The organism is Dermatophilus congolensis (assembly GCF_900187045.1).
GTDB lineage: Bacteria > Actinomycetota > Actinomycetes > Actinomycetales > Dermatophilaceae > Dermatophilus > Dermatophilus congolensis.
In genome coordinates, this window is sequence record NZ_LT906453.1 from 2,281,867 (window position 1) to 2,304,186 (window position 22,320).

Consider the following 22,320-nt stretch of genomic DNA (forward strand, 5'->3'; position numbering starts at 1 on the left):
GTCAGCTTCTCCCCTCGGTGAGGTTGACTTTGAAGCCTTTAATGAATCCGGTGGCGATCATGATGACGAACATGAATAACAGCGTGGAGATTGCTGATCCGAGGCCGATTTCTACACGGTTAATTGTTTGGTTGTAGGCAAGTAGTGACAGGACGGTGGTGTCGTGTGATCCGCCGGTCATGATGAATACGTTGTCGAAGATGCGGAATGCGTCGAGGGTGCGGAAAAGAACAGCGACCATGATTGCTGGTTTCATGTTGGGCAGGGTCACTTTGAAAAGTGTTTGGGTGAAGGTGGCTCCGTCAACGCGTGCTGCTTCTTCTAGTGCTTCATCTACTTGGGCAAGCCCGGATAGAAGTAGTAGTGACATGAAGGGTGTTGTTTTCCAGATTTCGGAAAAGCAGATGATGGCGGTCGCGGTTCCCCAGGAACTGAACCAGTTGTAGTCGTTGGGGAAGGTTCCAGCGGTAAGTGTGTGGAGCCACCAGTTCACGAATCCGGTGGTGACGTTGAATCCGAAGAACCATGCGAATGCGGATACGACGGTGATGATGGAGTAGGGGATCAGAACGATTGTTCGGAGTGTTTTTCGGGGAATGACGACGCGGTGCATGACGAGCGCGATGATCATTCCGAGGACGAGCTCTATGGCAACTGTGATGACGGTGATGAGGAGTGTTTGTCCGGTTGCGCGCCAGAACAGTTCATCGCTGAGGGCTACGAAGTAGTTGTGTAGGCCTACGAATGTGCGTGTGTGTGGATCGGTGAGTCGGTAGCTGAAGAGGGAGTAGTAGAGCGCCTGGACGATGGGGTAGGCGGTGACCAGAAGCATGACGGCGAAGGCTGGGCCAGCCAGCATCCATCCGAGGTTGCGTTCTGCCCTGGCACGTGTGGATAGGTGTGGTGTGCTCGGGGTGTTTTTAGTGAGGTTGGGAGAGTTCACAGGAGTGCCTCTCCGTGGAGAACATCGTGAATGAGTTGTTCTGATTGGGCTGGGGTTGTTGCGGGGTCAACGGATTCGGGTGGGCTCCAGGTGCGTTGCAGGGCTGTTGAGATGTCGCCGTAGTACTGGGTGACTGGGCGGGGTGCTCCGCTGTCGAGCGAGTCACGGATCAGGTCGGCCATGGGAAATTTTTTGCGGATGGTGGGGTTGTCGTAGACCTTTTTGCGTGCTGCGGGGTTACCGGTGCCGAGCATGTACATCGTTTGATGTTCGACGTTGGTGATGCATTGGATTGCTTCCCAAGCTGCGGGTTTGTTGGTGCTTGCGGCGTTGACGCCTAGTTCGATGCCTCCTAGTGGAGGGCGGGATTTTTGACCTGCGACTGATTGGGGGTAGCGGGCCCAGGCGACGTCGTCGATGAAGCCAACTTTGCGTTCGGCTAGTGCTGCCCATACGTAGGGCCAGTTGAGGAGGAATCCGGAGCTAGTGTTTGCGATGAATAGGTCTAAGGCGGCGGTTTCGTCGCTGGAGCTTAGGGCCGGCCCGCCGACTCCGGCTGTGGTGAGGGAGTGGATGATTTCGGCGGCGCGTTTTCCTGCTGGGCTGTTGATGCCGAGGTCGACTTTTTTGCCGGTGGCGCCTGAGTTTTTAACTATTTTTCCGTTGGCGCTTTCGATGAGGGCGTTAATCCATACGGAGTATCCCTCGTATCGGGAGGCTTGGACGCCGAGGGTCTTTTTTTGTGATGCGGCGGCGTGAATGACTTGGTCCCAGCTGACGGGTTTGGTCATGTCGAGTCCGGCAGCTTTGGCGACGGATTTGCGGTACCAGAGGATTTGGGTGTTTGCCCACATCGGTGCGGCGAATAGGGTGTTTTTCCATTGTGCTGCGGTGACGATGGGGGTTACGGCGTCGTCGGTGAGGGTGTGGCGTTTGTCGGTAGGGACTGGCTCAAGGAATCCGGCTTCAGCGAATTCCGCGACGAAAACGGGGTCCAGGCTCATCAGATCTATGCCTGGGTCGCTGGCAGCGAGGCGGCGTAGGAGTTGTTGTCGTTGGTCGCTAGCGCTATTGGGCAGTACTTGAGTGGTGATTGTGTATGCGCCTTTGGCTGCTTTGGTGCATTCGGCGGCGAGTCTGGCTTGGCCGTGTTTGGTGGGGTCGTTTCCGCCTGAGTCGGGGTTGATATACCAGGTGATCTGTCGGGGATTGGTGGCGGAGGTGTTTCCGCCACAGCTGGTTAGTGCTGCGGCGCTTGTGGCTGTGATGGCCAGGGCGATTGTGAATGCGGTAATTGAGCGCGGTGAGGGCATGAATACTCCTTTGGATTCTGTGCCCTTCTCGTAAAGGTTGGGGGGGGCGACACGTCGCGGGCTGCGTCATTGCTGCTCGTGACTGTTGGTGTTGTTCCCCAGAATCCGTTGAGAAGACACCCCGTCTCGGGTTCCTGCATCTTAGGCACGCTTGCGGTTTTTTCAGTTGAACTACGCGCTGCTGGTGCCGATGAGGTTGTGAAAGGCCTGCTGCTTCGGTTGGCTCGTGTTCGGAAGGAATCCGATGGCTGTCTCTTCGCCCTCCCAGTCTGCTGAGTTTGTTTCTGGTTCCGCTCTGGAAGGTGTCACTCATAGGTCGAATCTGACTATTCGGTCGGTTCCGGTGGCGGCTTCTCCGGTGGCCTCGTTTGCGGAGCTGATGTCGGGAAATATTCGGTATGTCTCTGATCATGCGGATAGTCCCAGGCGAGGTCAGCAGCGCCGGTCGGCAACGGTTTCTAGCCAGAATCCTTTCGCGGTTGTTTTTGGGTGCGCGGATTCACGTGTTCCTGCTGAGATTTTGTTTGATCAGGGTTTGGGTGACTTGTTTGTTATCCGTACGGCAGGTCACGTGGTGGGGCCTTCGGAGTTGGGGTCGTTGGAGTATGCGGTGGGGCATTTGAATACTCCGTTGATTGCGGTGTTGGCGCATGATTCGTGTGGGGCGGTGCAGGCGGCCATTGACTGTGCCTCGAGTGGGCAGATGCCTGATGATCATGTGCGTGATGTTTTGGAGCGGATTGTTCCGAATGTCAACGCGGCTAGGAGTCGTGGGGAGAGCGCTACGGCCGACATTGAGCGCTCGCATGCGCGGGCTGTTATGTCGTTGATTCCGGAGCGTTCTCCGTTGATTGCTGATCGTATTGCGCAGGGGCGTTTGGCGATTGTGGCGTTGAAGTATCAGTTGAGTGATGGGACTGCCCGGGTGTTGGACACTATTGGTCCTCTTGGTGCGCGTTGATATGTGTTGATTCGCCCTTGCTGCCTGATGGGTGGGCGTGGCGGATGGGTGTCTTGTTTGCTGAGGGTGTCCGCGTAGTGTGATCGCCGATGTTGTGTTGCGATGAGGAGCTGCGCTGTGCCCGAGATTAATCCCATGGCGGGTTCGACGCGTCCGCATACTCCGACTGCTGCGTGGCGTGCAATTTCTGCTGGAAATGAGCGGTTTGTGCAGGGGAAGCCTCTTCACCCTAATCAGGGGGCAGAGAGGCGTTTTGAGTTAACTGGTGGTCAGCAGCCGTTTGCGACGATTTTTGGTTGTTCTGATTCTCGCGTGGCTGCTGAAGTGATTTTTGATCGTGGTTTGGGTGATCTTTTCGTTATTCGCACAGCGGGGCATGTGGCGGGCCCTACGGAGATTGGCTCTTTGGAGTACGGGTCAGAGATTTTGGGGATCCCGTTAATCATTGTGCTTGGGCATGATTCGTGTGGGGCGGTGTCGTCGGCGATCACGGCTTTTGAGACTGGACAGATGCCTCATGGGTTTGTGCGGGATTTGGTGGAGCGGGTGACTCCGAGCGTGAATGCGGCGTATCGCAAGGGTGCCACGAGTGCTGATGAGATTGAGGCTGAGCATGTTCGTGCCACGGTGCATTTGTTGAGGCAGCGTTCTCGTCCGATTGCGAAGCGAATCGAGAATGGCTCTTTGGCGATTGTGGGGTTGGTGTACAAGCTCTCTGATGGTGCAGCGCAGGTGTTGGAGGTTGCTGGCCGTATCGACGGTTTGGAGTCGTCGGAGTGAGAGAAATGGCCGGGCTATTGTCCGTGGTGGAGCGTTGCCCGGCCATTCTGGTGTGGTGTTTAGAGGGCGAGTTCGCGTCGGACCACTTCGGCTAGTGAGGTGGCTACCGATGCAGCTTCTTCGCTGGTTGCTGCTTCTACCATGACGCGGACAACTGGTTCAGTACCTGATTTGCGTAGTAGTACGCGCCCTGAGTCGCCGAGGTCGGCTTCGGCCTGGCGAATAGCTTCGGCGACTGCTTCGTTGGTTTCGACGGCGTTTTTGTCGACGTCTTTAACGTTGATGAGTGATTGCGGTAGGCGCTGCACCACAGATGCGAGGTCTCGCAAGGTGCGGCCAGTTTGGGCGACGCGTGCGGCCAAAGTGAGGCCGGTGAGGGTACCGTCGCCGGTGCTGGCGTGGTCCAGGAGGATGACGTGGCCGGACTGCTCACCGCCGAGGGTATGGCCGTTGGCGAGCATGTCTTCGAGGACGTAACGGTCACCTACTGCTGTTTTGCGAACTGTGATGCCGTTGGCTTCCATTGCTTTGAACAGGCCCAGGTTGCTCATAACTGTTGCGACGAGGGTGTCGTTGGCAAGTGAGCCGAATTCTTTGGCTCCGATGGCCAGGATGGCCATGATCTGGTCACCGTCGACGGGTGCGCCAGTGTGGTCTACGGCAAGGCAGCGGTCAGCGTCACCGTCGTGGGCAATGCCGAGGTCTGCTTTGTGTTCCACGACCGCGGTTTGCAGCATTTCTAGGTGCGTGGATCCGTAGCCGTCGTTGATGTTGAGGCCGTCGGGTTCTCCACCGATAACTTTGACTTTGGCTCCGGCTGCGCGGAATGCCTGTGGGGAGACAACGCTGGCGGCGCCGTGGGCAGCGTCGACGACGATTTTGAGGCCGTCGAGGCGGTGTGGCAGCGCAGTGAGCAGGTGAGCGACGTATCGCGAGTTTGCGTCTGTGAGGGGGCGTACCCGACCGACTCGGAATCCGGTGGGGCGTTCCCATTCTTGGCCCAGTCTGGCTTCGATGGCGTCTTCGATGGCGTCGTCGAGTTTGAAGCCTTGGGATGTGAAGAATTTGATGCCATTGTCTGGCATCGCGTTGTGGCTCGCAGACAACATGACGCCAAGGTCAGCATTCATGTCTTTAGTGAGGAATGCCGTAGCAGGTGTGGGAACCACGCCTGCGTCATAGACGTCTACTCCTGCAGAGGCCAGCCCGGCGATTACTGCTGCGGAGAGGAATTCACCAGATGCGCGGGGGTCGCGGCCGACCACAGCTGTCATCCGGCCAGTGTTGTTGCTGCAGCGGTGCTCGAATAGCTCGTGCGCAGCAGCTGTAGCTAGCGATAACGCAAGTTCAGCGGTGATGTCGCGGTTTGCGAGTCCTCGGACTCCGTCAGTTCCAAACAGTCTCGCCATGAGAGTTCCGCATCTCCTTCGTCTGAGTGCTGCGCATGAAGCGTGGTGGGGGGCGGTGAAGTGAGTCGCAGTTGTGTGAATGCTTGCGGTCAACCAGGTCGAGGTAGATACCCGGCGAACCAGCCTAACCCTGTTATTCGGGCTGGTAGGGATTCCCACATAGGTAGACGGCAGATGGCCGCCACCTCGTACTGAGGATGACGGCCATCTGGCGCATGTATCGGCTGAGCCGACCGAATCAGCGCTTGCTGTACTGAGGCGCCTTGCGGGCCTTCTTGAGACCAGCCTTCTTGCGCTCGGGAACGCGAGCGTCGCGGCTGAGCAGTCCGGCTTTCTTGAGGCCAGGACGGTTCAGGTCAACGTCAATGCCGTTGAGGCTACGGGCGATGCCAAGACGGATCGCACCGGCCTGACCGGAGGGGCCACCACCAGCAACGCGCACGAGAACGTCGTATGCGCCTTCGAGCTCGAGCACCTTGAAGGGCTCGTTGACGATCTGCTGGTGAACCTTGTTCGGGAAGTAGTCATCAAGGCCACGGCCGTTGATCTTCCACTGGCCAGAGCCGGGGACGATGCGCACGCGGGCGATGGCCTGCTTGCGGCGGCCGGTGGCAGCGCCGGGGGCCGAAGCCGAGGGGCGCTCGCCCGTGGCGGCCTGTGCCGGAGCTTCGCTGGACTCGGTGGTGTAGCTGGAAAGAGCCGGCTCGTTCTCGTCGAGCTGGGCGTCCATGTCAATATCGGTCACGGTTCTCCTCGTTTTTTCTGCGCTTAGGTCACGTACGTCGAAGACGCGTGATTACTGCGCGACCTGCGAGATCTCGTAGGGCACCGGACGCTGGGCCTGGTGGGGGTGCTCAGAGCCTGCGTACACCTTGAGCTTGCTCATCTGCTGACGTGCGAGCGAGTTCTTGGGGAGCATGCCACGGATGGCTTTCTCCACTGCACGCTCGGGGTTCTTGGCGAGCAGCTCGGTGTAGCTGGTAGCGCGCAGACCACCGGGGAACCCGGAGTGGCTGTAAGCCTTCTTCTGCTCAGCCTTGTTGCCCGTAAGAGCAACCTTGTCGGCGTTGATGATGATGACGAAGTCACCGGTGTCAATGTGCGGCGCGAACGTCGGCTTGTGCTTGCCGCGCAGGAGCTGCGCCGCCTGCGAGGCGAGACGACCGAGCACAACATCGGTAGCGTCGATGATGTGCCAGGAGCGCTCAATGTCGCCCGGCTTCGGGGTGTAAGTACGCACGAGTGCCTTGCTTTCTGTTGCGGACTGCGAATCGCGTGCCACCGGCCGGAGCGGCGAAAGCCACAGGAGCGACCTGGCCGAAGTGCCGATGACTCGCCCCATCCGAAATCGAAGATCCCGGGACAGACACGACATGCTGCGACAGCTCTTGCAGAGCGTTCGCACTTTCGCATCCAGCGAGCACTGACCGGCGGAGGGCAGCAACACGTAACAGTCATCTACTGTACCGTCCGATCACATGCCTCCAGAAATCCACCCAAAACACGCCATGAAGTGCAGATTTATCCCCTTTATCGCCTTCTAATTCTCTTCATACACATGTTTTATGCATAGATTTTCTGCAAAAAGGAGCAGTATGTGCATATGACTACCCCTACCGACCCCACCGACAACGGCCATCCCCTCCCCCACCCCGCAGAAATTGACCAAATATCACTACGCACTCTTGCCCACCCCATGCGATCTCGCATCCTCGCCGAACTACGCAGCATTGGACGAGCCACCTCCGCAGACCTCGCCAAAGCCCTGGACACAAGCACCGGCGTGACCAGCTACCACCTACGCGCCCTAGCTAACGCAGGACTCATCACTACCAGCGAACGCAACGGCCGCCGCCGATACTGGATCCTGACTACAGAAAATCGCATCATCGACACTTCCGAAGAAGATCCCGCCGATGAAGCCTCCGCCGAATGGCTCGCCCGTGACTACGCCGCCTACTTCGGCACCAAAGTCCAAAACTGGATTAGCCACACCTCACAGTGGCCACCTACCTGGCAGGAACTATGTGGGCTTGAAGACCGACTTGTTCTTGTCACCGATACTCAACTTGCCGCACTCCAAGAAGAAATCGCTGCCGTCCTTGACCGATACCGCCGTGTCGGAGCAGGAAACCCTACTGCTAAACGCGTCACTTTCTACACCTGCGCGCTGCCTGTTGACGCTCCCCCACGACCCTAAGAAGCACGCCACTTATCTCACACTGCGACTTCTAACTCCTGGCAGTACTCAGTCAGCCATTCAACGGTCCGCGTCCCTCGAAAAGTCACTCAGGCAGCTGTCGAACACATCGAGCAGCTGCAGCACGAGCCGAAAGCTGATGGTCATCCGGATAACGAACTTCTTCTAAACACAGGCCGTGCGGCGGCATCACCGTCACCGCTGGGTTCCTTCGATGTTCTCCAAGCACGAGTGCTGGCCAATCCGTCGTTTGCTTACCCTCCCCCACAGGTACGACTCCCCCAACCAAGGCACGCACCATCGAGTGGCAAAACGCATCGGCAATGATCGTGCCTATCACTAGCGGGCCACGACGTTCCCACTCATACGCCAACAGGTTGCGTATCGTGGTGGCCCCTTCTCGCGGCTTGCAGTACGCAGCAAAGTCATGCAAACCCAGCATCTGCTGGGCCGCCAAATGCATGGCAGAAACATCCAACTGTCGCTTATGCACGACAATTCCGTGCCGCTGTAACGGATCTAATTCTGATGGCTCATCAGTAAGGGTGTAGGAGTACCTTCTCGACAACGCCGAGAAACGAGCATCAAACCCTGCCGGCGCCTGCTGAACCTTGCGAACGACGATATCGGCTGGCAGTACAGCAGCTAAGCGAGTAACAGCAGCAGCTTCCGGTGTGCGTTGCGACCGTCCTGGCAATCGATGGAAAGCTGACTCTTCAACATCTACGTGTAGTACCGACCCACGAGCATGAACTCCTGCGTCTGTGCGTCCAGCTACGACAAGACGTACGTCATGACGCAGTATTTTTTCGAGCGCTGTAGTCAGTTCTCCTTCGACAGTGCGTAATCCTGGCTGCTTAGCCCACCCCGAGAAAGCAGTACCGTCATAGGCGAAGTCGATTCGCAACCTCATTGCCATCTCCTTAGTTGAATACCCACATATATGAAGTGGCTGTGACCATCCAAGATGGTCACAGCCACTTCATATATGTGTCACATGCGCGGATCAGGCCTCGCTAGACTCCGCGGCTTCGGAAGCAGAGGTCTCTTCGGCAGCAGCCTGCTCTTTGACAGAGCGCTTGGTTGCAGCCTCGGCTTCAGCGACCGTGGCTTGCTTAGCGGACATCGGCTCGCGAACCAGCTCGATAACCACCATAGGAGCGTTGTCGCCCTTACGGTTACCGATCTTGGTCGTGCGGGTGTAGCCACCCTCGCGGTTTGCCATGTCAGGCGCGATCTCCGTGAAGAGGCGGTGCACAGCGCCCTTGTCACGGACAACAGTCATGACCTGACGGCGAGCGTGCAGGTCACCACGCTTGGCAAATGTGACCATGCGCTCAGCCAAGGGGCGCAGGCGCTTGGCCTTGGCAGCGGTGGTGGTGATGCGGTCGTGCTGGAACAAGGCGGTGGCCAAGTTCGAGAGGATGAGGCGCTCGTGGGCGGGGCTACCGCCGACGCGACGGCCTTTAGTAGGCGTAGGCATTACGTGTTCTCCCTAGAGTTGTTCAGGCCGCTCCGCGGAAGCGGATCGGTCAGTACTGCTCACCGTCGCTGAATGCGGCATCTTCATCGAAGCGGTCGCCCAAGGCGGCTGGGTCGAATCCGGGCGGGCTGTCTTTGAGAGCCAGTCCCATGCCTGTCAGCTTCTGGGTGACCTCGTCAATGGACTTGGCACCGAAGTTACGGATGTCAAGGAGATCTGCTTCGCTGCGCCCAACCAACTCACCCACGGTGTGGATGCCCTCACGCTTGAGGCAGTTGTAGGAGCGGACAGTCAAGTCGAGTTCCTCGATGGGAAGGGCGAGATCAGCTGCCAAGGCGGCGTCAGTCGGCGAGGGACCCATGTCGATACCTTCGGCCTCGACGTTGAGCTCCCGAGCAAGTCCGAAGAGCTCGACAAGCGTCATGCCTGCAGAAGCAAGTGCATCGCGAGGTGCCATGCTGCGCTTCGTTTCGACATCAACGATCAATTTGTCGAAGTCGGTACGCTGCTCCACACGCGTGGCCTCAACCTTGTAGGTCACGGCCAGCACTGGGGAGTAGATCGAGTCAACCGGAATACGGCCAATCTCGGTCTCGACTGCCTTGTTTTGGTGGGCGGACACATATCCACGGCCACGTTCGACTGTCAGCTCCATCTCGAGCTTGCCGTCCTCATTGAGGGTGGCGATCTCGAGTTCGGGGTTGTGCACCTCGACTCCTGCTGGCGGAGCAATGTCCGCTGCAGTCACTACACCGGGGCCCTGCTTGCGCAGGTACATCACGACAGGCTCGTCGTGATCGCTGCTGACAATGATCCCCTTGATGTTGAGGATCAGTTCCGTGACGTCCTCTTTAACCCCTGGGATTGTAGAGAACTCATGGAGAACACCGTCGATCCGGATGCTGGTAACGGATGCTCCAGGGATGCTCGACAAAAGCGTCCGGCGAAGCGAGTTACCGAGTGTGTACCCAAAGCCTGGCTCAAGCGGTTCAATGACGAACCGGGAACGCGTGGGCGAAACCACGTCCTCAGTGAGGACAGGGCGCTGTGCGATCAGCACGATTTCTTTCCTTCCCACGATCTACCGCTATATGAAGATCGTGAATGCGGCTATAGCCGTGACACCCGTCGTCTCTGTCTACGGCGAGTGGTCCCACTCCCCCGTGTGGCACGAGGTCATCACGTAGGTCGCAGGGGTGTAGCGAGTGTGTATTCGCAAGTGAATACACACCAGATCCGCGCACATCTCGTCAAAGTGTGCGCGGATCTACGTGTTAGTTCTTCGAGTAGAGCTCAACGATCAGCTGCTCGGTGAGGACCGTGTCGATCTGCTCACGAACTGGCAGCTGGTGGATAAGCACCTGCAGGGAACCTGGAACGACCTTCATCCACGCGGGAACCACACGCTCGCCGTACAGGTCTTCGGCGACCTCGAACGGGAACTTGCTGCGGCTCTGCTCACGCCATTCGATGATGTCGTACTGGCTCACTCGGTAGCTCGGCACGTCTACGCGCTGACCGTTGACCAGGAAGTGGCCGTGGGTGACGAGCTGACGTGCAGCACGACGTGTACGTGCCAAACCGGCACGGTAAACGACGTTGTCTAGACGAGATTCAAGGATCTGAAGCAGGTTTGCACCGGTTTTTCCGGGGCGACGTGCCGCTTCCTCGTAGTAGTTACGGAACTGACGTTCCATAACTCCGTAGGTAAAGCGTGCTTTCTGCTTTTCCTGCAACTGCGAGAGGTATTCCTTCTCCTGGATACGGCCACGGCCGTGCTGTCCGGGAGGGAATGGGCGGTTCTCGAAGTTCTTATCGCCACCGACGAGGTCGGTCTTCAGGCGACGGGACTTTTTCGTAATCGGACCGGTGTAACGGGCCATGGTGTCTCTTCTCCTACCTTTTCAGTGCCTGCTGCGCGCGGTCGATCAGACGCGGCGGCGCTTGGGCGGACGGACACCGTTGTGCGGCGTGGGGGTGACGTCACTGATGGCGCCAACTTCCAAGCCAGTTGCGGTCAGCGAGCGAATAGCTGTCTCGCGGCCGGAGCCAGGACCTTTGACGAAAACGTCAACCTTACGCATACCGTGGTCCATCGCGCGGCGGGCAGCAGCTTCGGCAGCCATCTGCGCGGCGAAGGGGGTGGACTTACGGGAGCCCTTGAATCCAACTTGGCCAGCAGATGCCCAGGAGACAACCGCGCCTGTTGGGTCGGTGATCGAAACGATCGTGTTGTTGAATGTGCTCTTGATGTGAGCTTGCCCGTGGGCAACATTCTTCTTCTCTTTGCGGCGCACCTTTTTGGCGCCACCAGCCTGACGGCTCTTGGGAGGCATGTGTTCTCTTTCCTACGAGTCTTCGGGAGTAGCCGACTAGTAAGTCAGCGACGAGGCAAAGCCTCGATCAGCGGCCGGCCTTCTTCTTGCCAGCAACGGTGCGCTTGGGACCCTTACGGGTACGCGCGTTGGTCTTGGTGCGCTGGCCGTGCACGGGCAGGCCACGACGGTGACGCAGACCCTGGTAGCTGCCAATTTCAACCTTGCGGCGAATGTCAGCGGCCACCTCACGGCGAAGGTCACCTTCGAGCTTGTAGTTGCCCTCGAGGAAGTCACGCAGAGCAACAAGCTGCTGCTCGTCTAGGTCCTTGACACGCGTGGACGGGTCAATCTCCGTCGCTGCGATAGCTTCCTTCGCGCGGGTACGCCCCACACCGAAGATGTAGGTAAGAGCGATCTCAACGCGCTTTTCGCGCGGGAGGTCAACTCCAACAAGACGTGCCATTTGTGTTTCTCCTGAGTAGTTTCGAAGGTTTGGCACAGCATCGGTCCGTGCGCACGTTCTCATGGCGAAGAGCGCCGCTTCCGGTCCCCGGCCTTCGAACCGAGGGTGACATCTGAGGAATCTCAGGGCCGGATGCTGTGTACTGCTCGTATCGTCGTGCAACGAAAGACAACTGCAAAAGTTTTTGGCTCTTTCACTGCTCGACTGCTTCTTCTGCCTGCCGATCTAAGTGATCTTCAAGTAAAGACTGAGACTGTGGACAGCCCCGCAAGAAGAATCTCTCTTCGAGACAGTCTTTGAAGAGTATGTATCAGCGGTAGCGGAAAACGATACGGCCGCGGGATAGGTCATAGGGGCTGAGCTCCACGACCACGCGGTCCTCAGGGAGGATCCTGATGTAGTGCTGGCGCATTTTCCCTGAAATATGAGCGAGAACTTTGTGTCCGTTGGTGAGCTCCACACGGAAGTTCGCGTTAGGGAGCGCCTCCACCACGGTGCCCTCGATCTCGATGACTCCGTCCTTTTTAGCCATGTCCTCCACGATCCTGGTCATGTCATGCACTGCACGACGATTGGCCACGCCGATCCCTCGGCGCGCTGTAGCTTCAGATACTTTCACTTACATCCAAACCGGACCGCAGCGTCTATACCTAGGTAGAGACAGACGCTTTACGACCACTTTGATCACTTAAGCAAGCGAGAGTATGAGCCAACAAGCAACCTTAATCCACTACCCCTAGTCATGGGAAATTCGACAGCCTCTCCCACCAAGCAAGTAATTCTGAACATTTATGCCAACGGACCAAATTGGGCACCTGTAGCTGCGCAGATCTCCAATCCCCCATCGAGCGCGGTAAGTACCCAGATACCTTCAGAAGTGATAGCCACCGTGTGCTCAACATGGGCTGCGATGGACCCATCGATGGTGACTACCGTCCAGTCGTCGTCAAGAACCTTGTTGTCAGGAGCACCTAGCGTAACCATCGGCTCAATAGCCAGCGTAGTACCCACGGTCAATTTGGGCCCCAGCTTGGCTGGCCGAAAATTAGGAACCCCTGGCGACATGTGCATTTCACGCCCGATGCCATGCCCCTCATAGTCTTCGACAATTCCATACTCGCCAATCTTTCGATGAAGAGCACTTTTTTCCAGAGACTCTTCGACCGCTCCCCCGATATCTCCGACTCTGTTCCCCGGGACCATCGCTGCGATACCAGACCACAAGGATCTAGAAGTATCATCAAGCAAATTTTTTACTTCAGGTTCGGCAGCATCATCCCCGCCGACGATAATCGATATCGCCGAGTCACCGTGCCAGCCATCCACTGCAGCTCCGCAGTCAATCGATACAAGTTCCCCCTCCTGGAGAACGCGATCACCGGGTATTCCATGAACTATTTCGCACCCCACACTCACACAAAGAGTGTGCCGATACCCAGGAACAAGCGGAAAAGAAGGAACAGCATTTTGCGAGAGAATGTACTCTCTCGCAAAATCATCGAGTTCTCTAGTGGTAACTCCAGGCTTAACTGCCTCAGCTAGCTTTTCCAGAGTTCGACCAACAACTAATCCAGCTTTCCGCATAGCAATAATTTGCTGCGGATTCTTTTTCTCAATTCGCTCACGGCCAAACATTTTTCTCCATCCCGATAATGATATATCTCTTAATCCACATAAAGATGCCCCACTTCGTGTCACGAAGTGGGGCATCTCACCGAAATCACTCGGAATAAAGCGGTTCAAGCGCCTCTTGAATGCGTGTAGCTACTTCTTCAACTCCACCCATACCGTAAACCTGCACCAGCAATTCACGGTCATCGTAAATTTCCGTCAAAGGCGCAGTTTGCTGTGCGTAAACCTTCAGGCGTTCACGAATAACGGGCTCAGTGTCATCTGACCGCCCTTCGATTTCTGCACGTTTCAACAGACGCTCGACTACGGCATCTTCATCGACAACGAGCTCGAGAACGCAATCGAGTTTCTCGCCTCGCTCCTTAAGGTACTCATCCAGAACCTCCACCTGAGCAGTCGTCCGTGGGTACCCATCGAGCAAGAAACCTTTTTGAGCATCTTCGCGAGCAAGCCGCTCAAAAAGCATGGCATTAGTAATCTCGTCAGAGACATACTGCCCGGAAGCTAGAACCTGTTGAACCTGCTTGCCGAGCTCAGTTTGTTCCGCAATATTTTCGCGGAACATGTTTCCCGTGGATATAACCGGAATGCCGAAACTTTCCGCAATGCCTGCAGCCTGGGTGCCTTTACCGGCGCCCGGTGCCCCCAAAATGATGATCCTCATGAACGCAAAAGCCCTTCGTAATGGTGTTGCTTGAGACGGGACTCAATCTGTTTCACCGTTTCAAGTCCCACGCCGACCATAATCAGAATTGACGTCCCACCGAAAGGGAAGTTCTGATTTGCCTGAATTGTGGCTAGTGCAATCAATGGGATTAGAGCCAAGATAGACAAGTACAGCGCACCGACGACCGTGATCCGGTTCACCACATACGACAAGTACTGCGCCGTTGGACGTCCGGCTCGAATACCTGGAATAAATCCACCAAACTTCTTCATGTTGTCTGCAACTTCTTCGGTATTAAAGCTGATCGCAACATAGAAGAACGTGAAGAACAAAATGAGGCTTGTGTAAATAGCCATATACCATGGGCTATCCCCACGCACAAGATGCGTAGAAACCCAGAGCACCCATTCAGGCGGGTTCGGGTTACCTTGCTGGAATTGAACAGCAAGCCCGGGGAGTGCGAGCAATGACGAGGCGAAAATAACCGGGATAACATTGGCCTGGTTAATTTTGAGAGGAATGTAAGTCGAAGTTCCTCCGTAGACGCGGCGCCCGATCATACGTTTTGCATACTGAACAGGAATTCGACGCTGACACTGCTCGACAAAAACAACAACAGCGATAATCGCGAGGCCCATAAGGATGATCAAGAAAAAGACATCCCAACGTCCTTGCTGCTGCTGCACACTCCACAGCGAGCTGGGGAACCCTGCTGCAATAGAGGTGAAGATAAGCAACGACATTCCGTTGCCGACGCCTTTTTCGGTAATTAATTCACCAAGCCACATAACAAGACCGGTACCAGCAGTCATTGTCAACACAGACAGGGCGGCATTCAGGAATGTATCGTCGACAAGGATATTTTGACAGTTAGACCCAGGGAACAAAGTGGAGGGGTTCCTGGCGAAGGTTATAAAGGTCGAAGACTGCAGAATAGCCAGACCAATAGTCAAATATCTTGTATATTGCGTCAGTTTTGACTGACCAGTCTGCCCCTCCTGCTTTAAAGTTTCAAACTTGGGAATTACAACAGTTAACAATTGAACAATAATGCTTGCCGTAATATACGGCATGATTCCCAGTGCGAAAATAGAAAGCTGTAGAAGAGCTCCACCGCTAAATAGGTTCGCCATTCCTAAAAGCGCATTTCCTCCATGCGCTGAATTAGGTTGACACTGCTTAATAGCGGTATAGCTGACACCAGGCGTCGGGATGTGTGACCCGAGCCTAAAGATAGCCATGATGAACACGGTCAAGAGCAACCTGTTCCGGAGCTCAGGCGTACGAAAAGCCCGAACGAGGGTGGTTATCACAAAGCCTCCCACTGGCGCGTGTGGCGGTGCATGCCGCGAACCTGTCCCGACCATGCGCACGTGCGGTGTTGTACGAACACCGTACAACGTATTGTCATCAAAGGTTTTGGGGCGGTAGACCCCGTCGCGACAATAGCACTTCTACCTAAGTGCACTAGTAGCGACATGTCATCGACCGTTTACAGGATGCTCCGCTCCAATGAAAACGAAGGATGGAGACCCCTGAGACTAGGGATCCCCATCCTTCGTTAATCGATTAGCTACAAAGCTAAGAATCAAGCACCCAGGATGTTCACGGAACCGCCTGCAGCCTCAATCTTGCTCTTCGCCGCGCCAGAAACCTTGTGAGCAGTGACGTTTACCTTGACGGAAATTTCGCCATCGCCCAAAACCTTCACAAGGCTCTTGGAGCGAACTGCACCCTTAGCCACGAGGTCCTCAACTGTGACGTCGCCGCCCTCGGGGAACAAAGCTTCAATGCGGTCCAGGTTTACAACCTGGTACTCCACGCGGTTACGGTTCGTAAAGCCGCGCAGTTTCGGAAGGCGCATGTGAAGTGGCATCTGGCCACCCTCGAAGCGCTCCGGAACCTGGTAACGAGCTTTCGTACCTTTAGTACCACGACCAGCGGTTTTACCCTTGCTGGCTTCACCACGACCAACTCGCGTGCGAGCGGTCTTGGCGCCAGGGGCCGGACGCAACTCGTGAACGCGAAGCGGCATGCTTTCGTTCGTCTCGTCTGCCACGATCAGTTAACCTCCTCGACGGTCACGAGATGGGCGACGGTACGCACCATCCCGCGCACTTCGGGACGGTCCTCGCGCAGCACAGACTGACCGATACGGTGCAATCCAAGGGTGCGGAGGGTGTCCTTCTGGTTCTGCTTAGCTCCCACAACACCACGTGTCTGGGTCACTTTGAGCTGAGCCATCACGCCCCCGTCCCTGCCGCACGAGCACGCAACAAAGCGGCGGGTGCGACATCTTCAAGAGGAAGCCCACGACGTGCCGCAACCGACTCCGGACGCTCGAGGCCCTTCAGCGCAGCCACGGTGGCATGAACGATGTTGATCGAGTTGTCCGAGCCAAGCGATTTGCTCAGCACGTCCTGAATTCCTGCGCACTCAAGAACAGCGCGCACCGGCCCACCAGCGATAACACCAGTACCGGGCGCAGCGGGACGCAGAAGCACTACGCCAGCAGCGTCCTCACCCTGAACGGGGTGAGGAATGGTGCCCTGGATACGCGGAACGCGGAAGAACGACTTTTTGGCTGCCTCTACGCCCTTAGCGATTGCCGTGGGAACCTCTTTGGCTTTGCCATAACCGACACCCACGGTGCCGTCACCGTCACCGACGACCACGAGAGCGGTGAAGCTGAAGCGACGACCACCCTTCACAACCTTGGCAACACGGTTAATCGTTACGACACGCTCCAGGAATTGGCTGCGCTCGTCATTCTGGTTGTTGTTTTGCCGGCGGTTATCGCGGTCACGACGGTCGCGACCGCTGCCTGCACGTTCAGAGCCGCCTTGCTCGGCTCCGCGGCGCTGGGGTCCAGCCATCAGACGCTCTCCTTTTCACCAGTCTTCGTGAACATGCTCGTTCGTGCAGTCATCACAGCTCCAGACCGCCCTCGCGTGCACCTTCGGCGATCGCGGCAACGCGACCCGTGTAACGGTTACCGCCACGGTCAAACACTACTGTGTCAATGCCTGCAGCCTTGGCGCGAGCAGCGACGAGTTCACCGACTCGCTTAGCCTTAGCGGTTTTGTCTCCGTCAAATGCACGCAGGTCTGCTTCCATGGTCGAAGCGGACGCAAGGGTGTGCCCAACGCCATCATCGATAACCTGAACGAACATGTGACGCGTGGAGCGTGTGACCACCAAGCGAGGACGCTCAGCGGTGCCGGCGAGGTGCTTGCGAAGACGCGCGTGGCGACGTGCCCGAGCGTCGGCTTTACTCTTGCCGCGCTTAATGATCTTGCCAGTGCCTGCCATCGCTTACTTACCAGCCTTTCCGACCTTGCGGCGGATCTGCTCGCCTGCGTAGCGAACACCCTTGCCTTTATACGGCTCCGGCGGACGGATTTTGCGGATGTTTGCTGCAGTCTCGCCTACGAGCTGCTTATCGATACCCGAAACCGAGAACCGGGTCGGAGTCTCGACGGCAAAAGTGATGCCCTCCGGCGGTTCAACAACGACCGGGTGGCTGAAACCGAGAGCAAACTCAAGGTTGCTGCCCTTAGCCAATACACGGTAACCGGTGCCATAGATTTCCAGTTTTTTCTGGTAACCCTCGGTCACACCGATAACCATGTTCTGGATGAGCGAGCGGGTCAGACCGTGGAGAGCACGGTTGTCACGCTCGTCATTGGGACGCGAAACGCTGATGCTGCCATCCTCGTCACGCACAACAGTGATGGGCTCAGAAACAGTGAGGGAAAGCTCACCCTTAGAACCTTTAACTGCAATGTCCTGTCCGTTGATCGTCACGTCAACGCCGTTAGGAACGGAGATCGGAAGTCGTCCGATTCGAGACATTCTTCGTACCTCCTTCCGTTACCAGACGTAGGCGAGGACTTCCCCACCCACACCCTTCGCTTCGGCCTGACGGTCAGTCAGCAACCCGGACGAGGTCGAAATAATCGCCACGCCGAGGCCACCGAGCACCTTGGGCAGGTTGGTGGATTTTGCGTATACGCGCAATCCAGGCTTGCTCACTCGTCGAACACCCGAGATGGAGCGTTCGCGGTTGGGGCCGTACTTGAGCTCGATAGTGAGCGTCTTTCCGACCTCTGCATCCTCAAGTTTCCAGTCTGCGATGTAACCCTCGGTTTTGAGGATTTCCGCGATGTTGGACTTGAGCTTCGAAGACGGCATGGACACTACGTCGTGGTGCGCCGAGTTGGCGTTCCTGACGCGGGTCAGCATGTCCGCAATCGGATCTGTCATCGTCATTTGGGCTCTCCGCCCTTCCTCACCGGGGTTTCGCCTCCCGCCTTTTGCGGGGCCGACCTACGGTGTAGAAGTCTTCGTCTCGTTGAGGTCCGGTCTACTTACCAGCTGCTCTTGGTGACTCCGGGAAGCTCACCACGGTGAGCCATCTCACGGAAGCACACACGGCAAAGCCCGAACTTGCGGTAAACCGAGTGGGGACGGCCACACCTCTGGCAACGGGTGTAAGCGCGAACTTTGAACTTCGGTTTGCTATCCGCTTTGTTGATCAGTGCCGTTTTCGCCACTATTAGTTCTCCTTAAAAGGGAACCCAAGCTGGCGAAGAAGCGCGCGGCCTTCGTCATCGGTCTTCGCGGTAGTGACAAGCGTGATGTCCATACCACGAACGTGGTCAATCGAGTCAGGGTCAATTTCATAAAACATTGACTGCTCGGTAAGACCAAACGTGTAGTTACCGTTGCCATCGAACTGCTTTCCAGAAAGCCCGCGGAAGTCACGGATTCGGGGAAGGGCAACGGTCACCAGGCGGTCGACGAACTCCCACATGCGGTCACCGCGAAGAGTGACGTGGGCGCCAATCGGCATACCTTCACGCAGTTTGAACTGCGCAATGGACTTGCGAGCACGAGTCACAACAGGCTTTTGACCTGTAATGGCTGCAAGGTCACGAACGGCACCTTCAATGCGCTTGCTATCTTTTGCAGCTTCACCAACACCCATGTTGACGACGACCTTGGTAAGGCCAGGAATCAACATAACGTTGGAGTAACCGAATTCTTTGTTCAGAGCGTCACGAATTTCTTCGCGGTAACGCGTCTTAAGACGGGGCGTGATCATCGTTTCGCTCATCAGATGTCCTTCCCGGAACGCACTGCAACGCGCACACGAACGGTCTTCTCGCGACCGTTGCGCTCGACCTTTTCTGTGCGCATGCGCACACGGGTCGGCTTGTTAGTTTCGGGGTCAACCAAAGCCACGTTGCTCACGTGAATCGGGGCTTCAACCGTCACGATTCCAGCTGCGCGGTTCGTTCCTGCAGCTGCGCGCTGGTGCTTAGTTACTCGGTTGATGCCTTCGACTAGCACACGGTTAGTGTCGGGGAAGACCGCGATAACCTTGCCTTGCTTGCCTCGGTCGCCACCTTTGTCCTGTTTACGACCAGTGATGACCTGAACCAGATCACCCTTTTTGATCTTCATGTTGGCCATGGGTTACAGCACCTCCGGGGCCAGCGAGATGATCTTCATAAATTTCTTTTCACGTAGTTCACGGCCAACCGGACCGAAAATACGCGTACCGCGGGGCTCACCGTCGTTCTTTAGGATGACTGCCGCGTTCTCGTCGAACTTGATGTAGCTCCCGTCAATACGACGGCGTTCTTTCTTGGTACGCACGATAACGGCCTTGACTACATCACCCTTTTTGACGTTTCCGCCGGGGATTGCGTCCTTGACCGAGGCAACGATGATGTCGCCAATGCCGGCGTAACGTCGACCCGAACCGCCGAGAACACGGATGCACAGAATTTCCTTGGCACCGGTGTTGTCAGCGACACGAAGTCGCGACTCCTGCTGGATCACTTCTCACTCCTGTCGTCGCGCCGGTTCTCACCGCGCCCGCTCCTTAATGAACGGGCGCTGGGTGAGCCTTGCGGAACGGATTGTGGTCTAGGTGACGGATTCGGTTGTGCTCTTGCTCTTCCGAACCGCCGAACGAGCCTCTTACTTGGCGCGCTCGAGAATTTCGACAACGCGCCAACGCTTTGTGGCAGACAGCGGACGTGTTTCCATCAGGAGGACACGGTCGCCAACGCCACAGTTGTTGGTCTCGTCGTGGGCCTTGAGTCGCTTCGTGCGACGCATGACCTTGCTGTAGAGGGCGTGCTTGACGCGGTCCTCAACCTCGACCACGACAGTCTTGTCCATTTTGTCGCTGACCACGTAACCGCGGGCGGTTTTACGGTAGTTGCGCTCAGTAGTGGTGTTCGCTTCGGTCACGGTCACTCACTCGCCTTCTCGACACCGATGTTCAGCTCACGCTCACGCATGATCGTGTAGATCCGCGCAATGTCCTTTCGGACCGCCCGTAGGCGACCGTTGTTCTCAAGCTGGCCCGTGGCTGACTGGAACCGGAGGTTGAACAGCTCTGCCTTAGCTTTGCGGAGCTCCTCGACCAGGGCGTCATCCGCCATGTCACGGAGCTTGTCAACAGCGAGGTCTTTGCTTCCAACTGCCATCAGACGTCCCCTCCTTCACGCATAACGAAGCGGCACTTCATCGGCAGCTTGTGCATTGCTAGACGCATGGCTTCACGCGCCACGGGCTCAGAAACACCGGAAAGCTCGAACAAAACGTGCCCCGGCTTAACGTTGGCGACCCACCACTCTGGTGACCCCTTACCAGAACCCATTCGGGTTTCAGCAGGTTTCTTGGTGAGGGGACGATCTGGGTAAATGTTGATCCAGACCTTTCCGCCACGCTTGATGTAGCGGGTCATAGCGATACGCGCAGACTCGATCTGGCGGTTGGTTACGTAAGCAGGCGCCAAGGCCTGAATACCGAAGTCACCAAATGCAACCTGCGTCCCGCCTTTAGCGCCGCCAGAGCGCTTCGGGTGGTGCTGCTTGCGGTGCTTGACTCGACGAGGAATCAACATCAGGCATCAGCTCCCTCGCTGGCCGGAGCCGCGCTCTGTTCTGGAGCGTTGCTGGCAGCAGCGTTCTCGTTGCGGTTCCCACGACCTGCGCGGTCGCCACGACGGCCACGGCCGGGACGCTCGCCACGGCCACCACGGCTCGAGCGGCCGCTGGAGTTGGCCTGCTGAGCAGCCAGTTCACGCGCAGTGAGGTCACCCTTGTAGATCCACACCTTTACACCGATGCGACCAAAGGTGGTACGGGCCTCATAGAAGCCGTAGTCAATGTTGGCGCGAAGCGTGTGAAGCGGTACACGTCCTTCGCGGTAGAACTCCGTACGGCTCATCTCCGCGCCACCCAAACGGCCAGAGACCTGAACCCGGATTCCCTTTGCACCAGAGCGAAGCGATCCCTGCATTCCCTTACGCATAGCGCGCCGGAAAGACACTCGTGCACTCAACTGCTCAGCAATTCCCTGGGCGACCAACTGGGCGTCCATGTCGGGGTTCTTGACCTCAAGAATATTGAGCTGAACCTGCTTGCCTGTGAGCTTTTCGAGCTTGCCACGAATACGCTCAGCCTCTGCGCCGCGGCGCCCAATAACGATTCCGGGGCGAGCAGTGTGGATGTCAACACGTACACGGTCACGCGTACGTTCGATCTGCACCTTGCTTACACCTGCACGTTCCAGGCCTTCAGAAAGAAGACGACGAATTTCGACGTCCTCTTTCACAAAGTCACGGTAACGCTGACCACTCTTGGTGGAGTCAGCGAACCAGCGGCTCGAGTGTTCGGTAGTGATACCGAGACGGAATCCGTTCGGGTTTACTTTTTGACCCATTATCGGGTTCCTCCGTTCTCGGGCTGGCTAACATGAACCGTGATGTGGCTCGTGCGCTTGTTAATGCGAGCCGCGCGGCCCTGTGCGCGCGGCCGGATACGCTTCATCGTCGGTCCTTCGTCGACATAGGCAGCCGAGACGATGAGCTGACGCTCATCAAACGGCTCCGATGCCTGCTCTGCCTTAACGCGAGCGTTAGCAATCGCACTGGCCAGAACCTTGTATACGGTCTCGCCTGCGGCCTGAGGTGCGAACTGCAGCACTGCTAGTGCTTCAGTCGCGTTCTTTCCACGGATGAGGTCCACGACGCGGCGGGCCTTCATGGGCGTGACGCGAACGCCGCGCGCCTGCGCCTTGGCTTCCATCGTTGTCCCTTTGCTTTCGTTCGACATATCGAAATTGATC

The 22,320-nt window shown here is 57.0% G+C and carries 33 protein-coding genes; 3 read left to right on the plus strand and 30 right to left on the minus strand.

What is annotated here, in order from left to right; genetic code table 11:
* Window position 1: 1 nt before the first annotated feature.
* Both CKV89_RS09785 and CKV89_RS09790 read right to left on the minus strand, forming a co-directional pair.
* Window positions 2–859 (minus strand): carbohydrate ABC transporter permease, encoded by an 858-nt coding sequence (locus CKV89_RS09785; RefSeq protein WP_084440930.1) that lies wholly within the window; start codon window positions 857–859, stop codon window positions 2–4.
* An 80-nt stretch (window positions 860–939) separates the two neighbouring features.
* Window positions 940–2,256 carry an extracellular solute-binding protein gene (locus tag CKV89_RS09790; protein WP_028326514.1) on the minus strand — a complete coding sequence of 439 codons (1,317 nt, stop codon included), beginning with the start codon at window positions 2,254–2,256 and terminating at the stop codon, window positions 940–942.
* Between the two features lie 244 nt (window positions 2,257–2,500).
* On the opposite strand from CKV89_RS09790, the gene CKV89_RS09795 reads away from it, so the two are divergent.
* The gene (locus CKV89_RS09795; RefSeq protein WP_084440848.1) at window positions 2,501–3,217 is read left to right on the plus strand and encodes a carbonic anhydrase; all 717 of its coding nucleotides are present in this window, start codon (window positions 2,501–2,503) and stop codon (window positions 3,215–3,217) included.
* A 135-nt stretch (window positions 3,218–3,352) separates the two neighbouring features.
* Window positions 3,353–3,997 (plus strand): carbonic anhydrase, encoded by a 645-nt coding sequence (locus tag CKV89_RS09800; protein WP_084440931.1) that lies wholly within the window; start codon window positions 3,353–3,355, stop codon window positions 3,995–3,997.
* 59 nt (window positions 3,998–4,056) lie between these two features.
* Here the strand turns inward: CKV89_RS09800 and glmM are convergent, their stop codons facing one another.
* The 3 genes from glmM to rplM form a co-directional block, all read right to left on the minus strand.
* Window positions 4,057–5,406 (minus strand): phosphoglucosamine mutase, encoded by a 1,350-nt coding sequence (glmM, locus tag CKV89_RS09805; RefSeq protein WP_028326518.1) that lies wholly within the window; start codon window positions 5,404–5,406, stop codon window positions 4,057–4,059.
* A gap of 238 nt (window positions 5,407–5,644) precedes the next feature.
* Complete coding sequence (gene rpsI, locus CKV89_RS09810) at window positions 5,645–6,136, minus strand: 30S ribosomal protein S9 (RefSeq protein WP_034400648.1); 492 nt, start codon at window positions 6,134–6,136, stop codon at window positions 5,645–5,647.
* A gap of 66 nt (window positions 6,137–6,202) precedes the next feature.
* Window positions 6,203–6,646 (minus strand): 50S ribosomal protein L13, encoded by a 444-nt coding sequence (rplM, locus tag CKV89_RS09815; protein ID WP_028326520.1) that lies wholly within the window; start codon window positions 6,644–6,646, stop codon window positions 6,203–6,205.
* Window positions 6,647–7,009: 363 nt separating this feature from the next.
* Here rplM and CKV89_RS09820 point away from each other — a divergent pair, with 363 nt between their 5' ends.
* Complete coding sequence (locus CKV89_RS09820) at window positions 7,010–7,606, plus strand: ArsR/SmtB family transcription factor (RefSeq protein ID WP_051277160.1); 597 nt, start codon at window positions 7,010–7,012, stop codon at window positions 7,604–7,606.
* Window positions 7,607–7,691: 85 nt separating this feature from the next.
* On the opposite strand, the gene truA is transcribed toward CKV89_RS09820, so the two are convergent.
* The 25 genes from truA to rplV all read right to left on the minus strand — a co-directional run bounded on the left by truA (window position 7,692) and on the right by rplV (window position 22,280).
* Complete coding sequence (truA, locus tag CKV89_RS09825) at window positions 7,692–8,519, minus strand: tRNA pseudouridine(38-40) synthase TruA (protein WP_034400407.1); 828 nt, start codon at window positions 8,517–8,519, stop codon at window positions 7,692–7,694.
* A gap of 93 nt (window positions 8,520–8,612) precedes the next feature.
* Window positions 8,613–9,089: a 50S ribosomal protein L17 gene (gene rplQ, locus CKV89_RS09830; RefSeq protein WP_034400650.1), complete on the minus strand. Its 477-nt coding sequence runs from the start codon at window positions 9,087–9,089 to the stop codon at window positions 8,613–8,615.
* Window positions 9,090–9,138: 49 nt separating this feature from the next.
* Window positions 9,139–10,149, minus strand: a complete 1,011-nt coding sequence (locus tag CKV89_RS09835; protein WP_028326523.1) for a DNA-directed RNA polymerase subunit alpha — start codon at window positions 10,147–10,149, stop codon at window positions 9,139–9,141.
* Between the two features lie 214 nt (window positions 10,150–10,363).
* Window positions 10,364–10,972: a 30S ribosomal protein S4 gene (rpsD, locus tag CKV89_RS09840; RefSeq protein ID WP_028326524.1), complete on the minus strand. Its 609-nt coding sequence runs from the start codon at window positions 10,970–10,972 to the stop codon at window positions 10,364–10,366.
* A gap of 45 nt (window positions 10,973–11,017) precedes the next feature.
* Window positions 11,018–11,425: a 30S ribosomal protein S11 gene (rpsK, locus tag CKV89_RS09845; RefSeq protein ID WP_028326525.1), complete on the minus strand. Its 408-nt coding sequence runs from the start codon at window positions 11,423–11,425 to the stop codon at window positions 11,018–11,020.
* Window positions 11,426–11,492: 67 nt separating this feature from the next.
* Window positions 11,493–11,870: a 30S ribosomal protein S13 gene (gene rpsM / locus CKV89_RS09850; protein WP_028326526.1), complete on the minus strand. Its 378-nt coding sequence runs from the start codon at window positions 11,868–11,870 to the stop codon at window positions 11,493–11,495.
* A gap of 310 nt (window positions 11,871–12,180) precedes the next feature.
* Complete coding sequence (gene infA, locus CKV89_RS09855) at window positions 12,181–12,402, minus strand: translation initiation factor IF-1 (protein ID WP_028326527.1); 222 nt, start codon at window positions 12,400–12,402, stop codon at window positions 12,181–12,183.
* A 257-nt stretch (window positions 12,403–12,659) separates the two neighbouring features.
* Complete coding sequence (map, locus tag CKV89_RS09860; RefSeq protein ID WP_324603339.1) at window positions 12,660–13,613, minus strand: type I methionyl aminopeptidase; 954 nt, start codon at window positions 13,611–13,613, stop codon at window positions 12,660–12,662.
* Window positions 13,591–14,166 (minus strand): adenylate kinase, encoded by a 576-nt coding sequence (locus CKV89_RS09865; RefSeq protein WP_028326529.1) that lies wholly within the window; start codon window positions 14,164–14,166, stop codon window positions 13,591–13,593. The genes map and CKV89_RS09865 overlap by 23 nt, the downstream gene beginning before the upstream one ends.
* Entirely contained in the window at window positions 14,163–15,482 is a 1,320-nt protein-coding gene (secY, locus tag CKV89_RS09870) for a preprotein translocase subunit SecY (protein ID WP_028326530.1), read from the minus strand. Before secY ends, CKV89_RS09865 begins: the two co-directional genes overlap by 4 nt.
* Before the next feature lie 275 nt (window positions 15,483–15,757).
* The gene (gene rplO, locus CKV89_RS09875) at window positions 15,758–16,204 is read right to left on the minus strand and encodes a 50S ribosomal protein L15 (protein ID WP_028326531.1); all 447 of its coding nucleotides are present in this window, start codon (window positions 16,202–16,204) and stop codon (window positions 15,758–15,760) included.
* Window positions 16,205–16,230: 26 nt separating this feature from the next.
* Window positions 16,231–16,413, minus strand: a complete 183-nt coding sequence (gene rpmD / locus CKV89_RS09880; protein WP_028326532.1) for a 50S ribosomal protein L30 — start codon at window positions 16,411–16,413, stop codon at window positions 16,231–16,233.
* A complete protein-coding gene (gene rpsE, locus CKV89_RS09885) occupies window positions 16,413–17,045 on the minus strand; it encodes a 30S ribosomal protein S5 (protein WP_028326533.1) in 633 nt (210 codons plus the stop codon). The genes rpmD and rpsE overlap by 1 nt, the downstream gene beginning before the upstream one ends.
* Before the next feature lie 52 nt (window positions 17,046–17,097).
* Window positions 17,098–17,481 carry a 50S ribosomal protein L18 gene (rplR, locus tag CKV89_RS09890; RefSeq protein WP_028326534.1) on the minus strand — a complete coding sequence of 128 codons (384 nt, stop codon included), beginning with the start codon at window positions 17,479–17,481 and terminating at the stop codon, window positions 17,098–17,100.
* Window positions 17,482–17,484: 3 nt separating this feature from the next.
* On the minus strand, window positions 17,485–18,024 hold the full coding sequence (gene rplF / locus CKV89_RS09895) for a 50S ribosomal protein L6 (protein ID WP_028326535.1): 540 nt from the start codon (window positions 18,022–18,024) through the stop codon (window positions 17,485–17,487).
* Between the two features lie 18 nt (window positions 18,025–18,042).
* Window positions 18,043–18,441, minus strand: coding sequence for a 30S ribosomal protein S8 (rpsH, locus tag CKV89_RS09900; protein ID WP_028326536.1), 399 nt, complete (start codon window positions 18,439–18,441; stop codon window positions 18,043–18,045).
* A gap of 98 nt (window positions 18,442–18,539) precedes the next feature.
* Entirely contained in the window at window positions 18,540–18,725 is a 186-nt protein-coding gene (locus CKV89_RS09905) for a type Z 30S ribosomal protein S14 (protein WP_084440849.1), read from the minus strand.
* A 2-nt stretch (window positions 18,726–18,727) separates the two neighbouring features.
* Entirely contained in the window at window positions 18,728–19,288 is a 561-nt protein-coding gene (gene rplE / locus CKV89_RS09910; RefSeq protein WP_028326537.1) for a 50S ribosomal protein L5, read from the minus strand.
* On the minus strand, window positions 19,288–19,647 hold the full coding sequence (gene rplX, locus CKV89_RS09915; protein WP_028326538.1) for a 50S ribosomal protein L24: 360 nt from the start codon (window positions 19,645–19,647) through the stop codon (window positions 19,288–19,290). Before rplX ends, rplE begins: the two co-directional genes overlap by 1 nt.
* A gap of 3 nt (window positions 19,648–19,650) precedes the next feature.
* Entirely contained in the window at window positions 19,651–20,019 is a 369-nt protein-coding gene (gene rplN / locus CKV89_RS09920) for a 50S ribosomal protein L14 (RefSeq protein ID WP_028326539.1), read from the minus strand.
* Window positions 20,020–20,160: 141 nt separating this feature from the next.
* Window positions 20,161–20,436, minus strand: a complete 276-nt coding sequence (rpsQ, locus tag CKV89_RS09925) for a 30S ribosomal protein S17 (protein WP_028326540.1) — start codon at window positions 20,434–20,436, stop codon at window positions 20,161–20,163.
* Between the two features lie 2 nt (window positions 20,437–20,438).
* Window positions 20,439–20,675: a 50S ribosomal protein L29 gene (gene rpmC, locus CKV89_RS09930; RefSeq protein ID WP_028326541.1), complete on the minus strand. Its 237-nt coding sequence runs from the start codon at window positions 20,673–20,675 to the stop codon at window positions 20,439–20,441.
* Window positions 20,675–21,094, minus strand: a complete 420-nt coding sequence (gene rplP, locus CKV89_RS09935) for a 50S ribosomal protein L16 (RefSeq protein ID WP_028326542.1) — start codon at window positions 21,092–21,094, stop codon at window positions 20,675–20,677. Before rplP ends, rpmC begins: the two co-directional genes overlap by 1 nt.
* Window positions 21,094–21,915: a 30S ribosomal protein S3 gene (rpsC, locus tag CKV89_RS09940; protein ID WP_028326543.1), complete on the minus strand. Its 822-nt coding sequence runs from the start codon at window positions 21,913–21,915 to the stop codon at window positions 21,094–21,096. The genes rplP and rpsC overlap by 1 nt, the downstream gene beginning before the upstream one ends.
* Window positions 21,915–22,280 carry a 50S ribosomal protein L22 gene (gene rplV / locus CKV89_RS09945; RefSeq protein WP_028326544.1) on the minus strand — a complete coding sequence of 122 codons (366 nt, stop codon included), beginning with the start codon at window positions 22,278–22,280 and terminating at the stop codon, window positions 21,915–21,917. The genes rpsC and rplV overlap by 1 nt, the downstream gene beginning before the upstream one ends.
* Window positions 22,281–22,320 lie beyond the last annotated feature (40 nt).

What these genes read in the sequence shown, in the direction of transcription:
- rpsI (WP_034400648.1), bottom strand. Translation starts at nt 6,136, where the DNA reads ATGGACGCCCAGCTCGACGAGAACGAGCCGGCTCTTTCCAGCTACACC.
- CKV89_RS09865 (WP_028326529.1), bottom strand. Translation starts at nt 14,166, where the DNA reads ATGAGGATCATCATTTTGGGGGCACCGGGCGCCGGTAAAGGCACCCAG.
- rplV (WP_028326544.1), bottom strand. Translation starts at nt 22,280, where the DNA reads ATGGAAGCCAAGGCGCAGGCGCGCGGCGTTCGCGTCACGCCCATGAAG.
- rpsM (WP_028326526.1), bottom strand. Translation starts at nt 11,870, where the DNA reads ATGGCACGTCTTGTTGGAGTTGACCTCCCGCGCGAAAAGCGCGTTGAG.
- CKV89_RS09795 (WP_084440848.1), top strand. Translation starts at nt 2,501, where the DNA reads ATGGCTGTCTCTTCGCCCTCCCAGTCTGCTGAGTTTGTTTCTGGTTCC.
- rpsD (WP_028326524.1), bottom strand. Translation starts at nt 10,972, where the DNA reads ATGGCCCGTTACACCGGTCCGATTACGAAAAAGTCCCGTCGCCTGAAG.
- rplO (WP_028326531.1), bottom strand. Translation starts at nt 16,204, where the DNA reads ATGCCGCTTCGCGTTCACGAGTTGCGTCCGGCCCCTGGCGCCAAGACC.
- rpsC (WP_028326543.1), bottom strand. Translation starts at nt 21,915, where the DNA reads ATGGGTCAAAAAGTAAACCCGAACGGATTCCGTCTCGGTATCACTACC.
- rplP (WP_028326542.1), bottom strand. Translation starts at nt 21,094, where the DNA reads ATGTTGATTCCTCGTCGAGTCAAGCACCGCAAGCAGCACCACCCGAAG.
- CKV89_RS09785 (WP_084440930.1), bottom strand. Translation starts at nt 859, where the DNA reads ATGCTGGCTGGCCCAGCCTTCGCCGTCATGCTTCTGGTCACCGCCTAC.
- CKV89_RS09800 (WP_084440931.1), top strand. Translation starts at nt 3,353, where the DNA reads ATGGCGGGTTCGACGCGTCCGCATACTCCGACTGCTGCGTGGCGTGCA.
- rplE (WP_028326537.1), bottom strand. Translation starts at nt 19,288, where the DNA reads ATGAGCGAAACGATGATCACGCCCCGTCTTAAGACGCGTTACCGCGAA.
- rplR (WP_028326534.1), bottom strand. Translation starts at nt 17,481, where the DNA reads ATGGCAGGCACTGGCAAGATCATTAAGCGCGGCAAGAGTAAAGCCGAC.
- rpsH (WP_028326536.1), bottom strand. Translation starts at nt 18,441, where the DNA reads ATGACGATGACAGATCCGATTGCGGACATGCTGACCCGCGTCAGGAAC.
- rpmC (WP_028326541.1), bottom strand. Translation starts at nt 20,675, where the DNA reads ATGGCAGTTGGAAGCAAAGACCTCGCTGTTGACAAGCTCCGTGACATG.
- rplF (WP_028326535.1), bottom strand. Translation starts at nt 18,024, where the DNA reads ATGTCTCGAATCGGACGACTTCCGATCTCCGTTCCTAACGGCGTTGAC.
- infA (WP_028326527.1), bottom strand. Translation starts at nt 12,402, where the DNA reads ATGGCTAAAAAGGACGGAGTCATCGAGATCGAGGGCACCGTGGTGGAG.
- CKV89_RS09820 (WP_051277160.1), top strand. Translation starts at nt 7,010, where the DNA reads ATGACTACCCCTACCGACCCCACCGACAACGGCCATCCCCTCCCCCAC.
- rpmD (WP_028326532.1), bottom strand. Translation starts at nt 16,413, where the DNA reads ATGGCTCAGCTCAAAGTGACCCAGACACGTGGTGTTGTGGGAGCTAAG.
- rpsE (WP_028326533.1), bottom strand. Translation starts at nt 17,045, where the DNA reads ATGGCTGGACCCCAGCGCCGCGGAGCCGAGCAAGGCGGCTCTGAACGT.
- rplQ (WP_034400650.1), bottom strand. Translation starts at nt 9,089, where the DNA reads ATGCCTACGCCTACTAAAGGCCGTCGCGTCGGCGGTAGCCCCGCCCAC.
- truA (WP_034400407.1), bottom strand. Translation starts at nt 8,519, where the DNA reads ATGAGGTTGCGAATCGACTTCGCCTATGACGGTACTGCTTTCTCGGGG.
- rpsK (WP_028326525.1), bottom strand. Translation starts at nt 11,425, where the DNA reads ATGCCTCCCAAGAGCCGTCAGGCTGGTGGCGCCAAAAAGGTGCGCCGC.
- CKV89_RS09790 (WP_028326514.1), bottom strand. Translation starts at nt 2,256, where the DNA reads ATGCCCTCACCGCGCTCAATTACCGCATTCACAATCGCCCTGGCCATC.
- glmM (WP_028326518.1), bottom strand. Translation starts at nt 5,406, where the DNA reads ATGGCGAGACTGTTTGGAACTGACGGAGTCCGAGGACTCGCAAACCGC.
- rplX (WP_028326538.1), bottom strand. Translation starts at nt 19,647, where the DNA reads ATGGCCAACATGAAGATCAAAAAGGGTGATCTGGTTCAGGTCATCACT.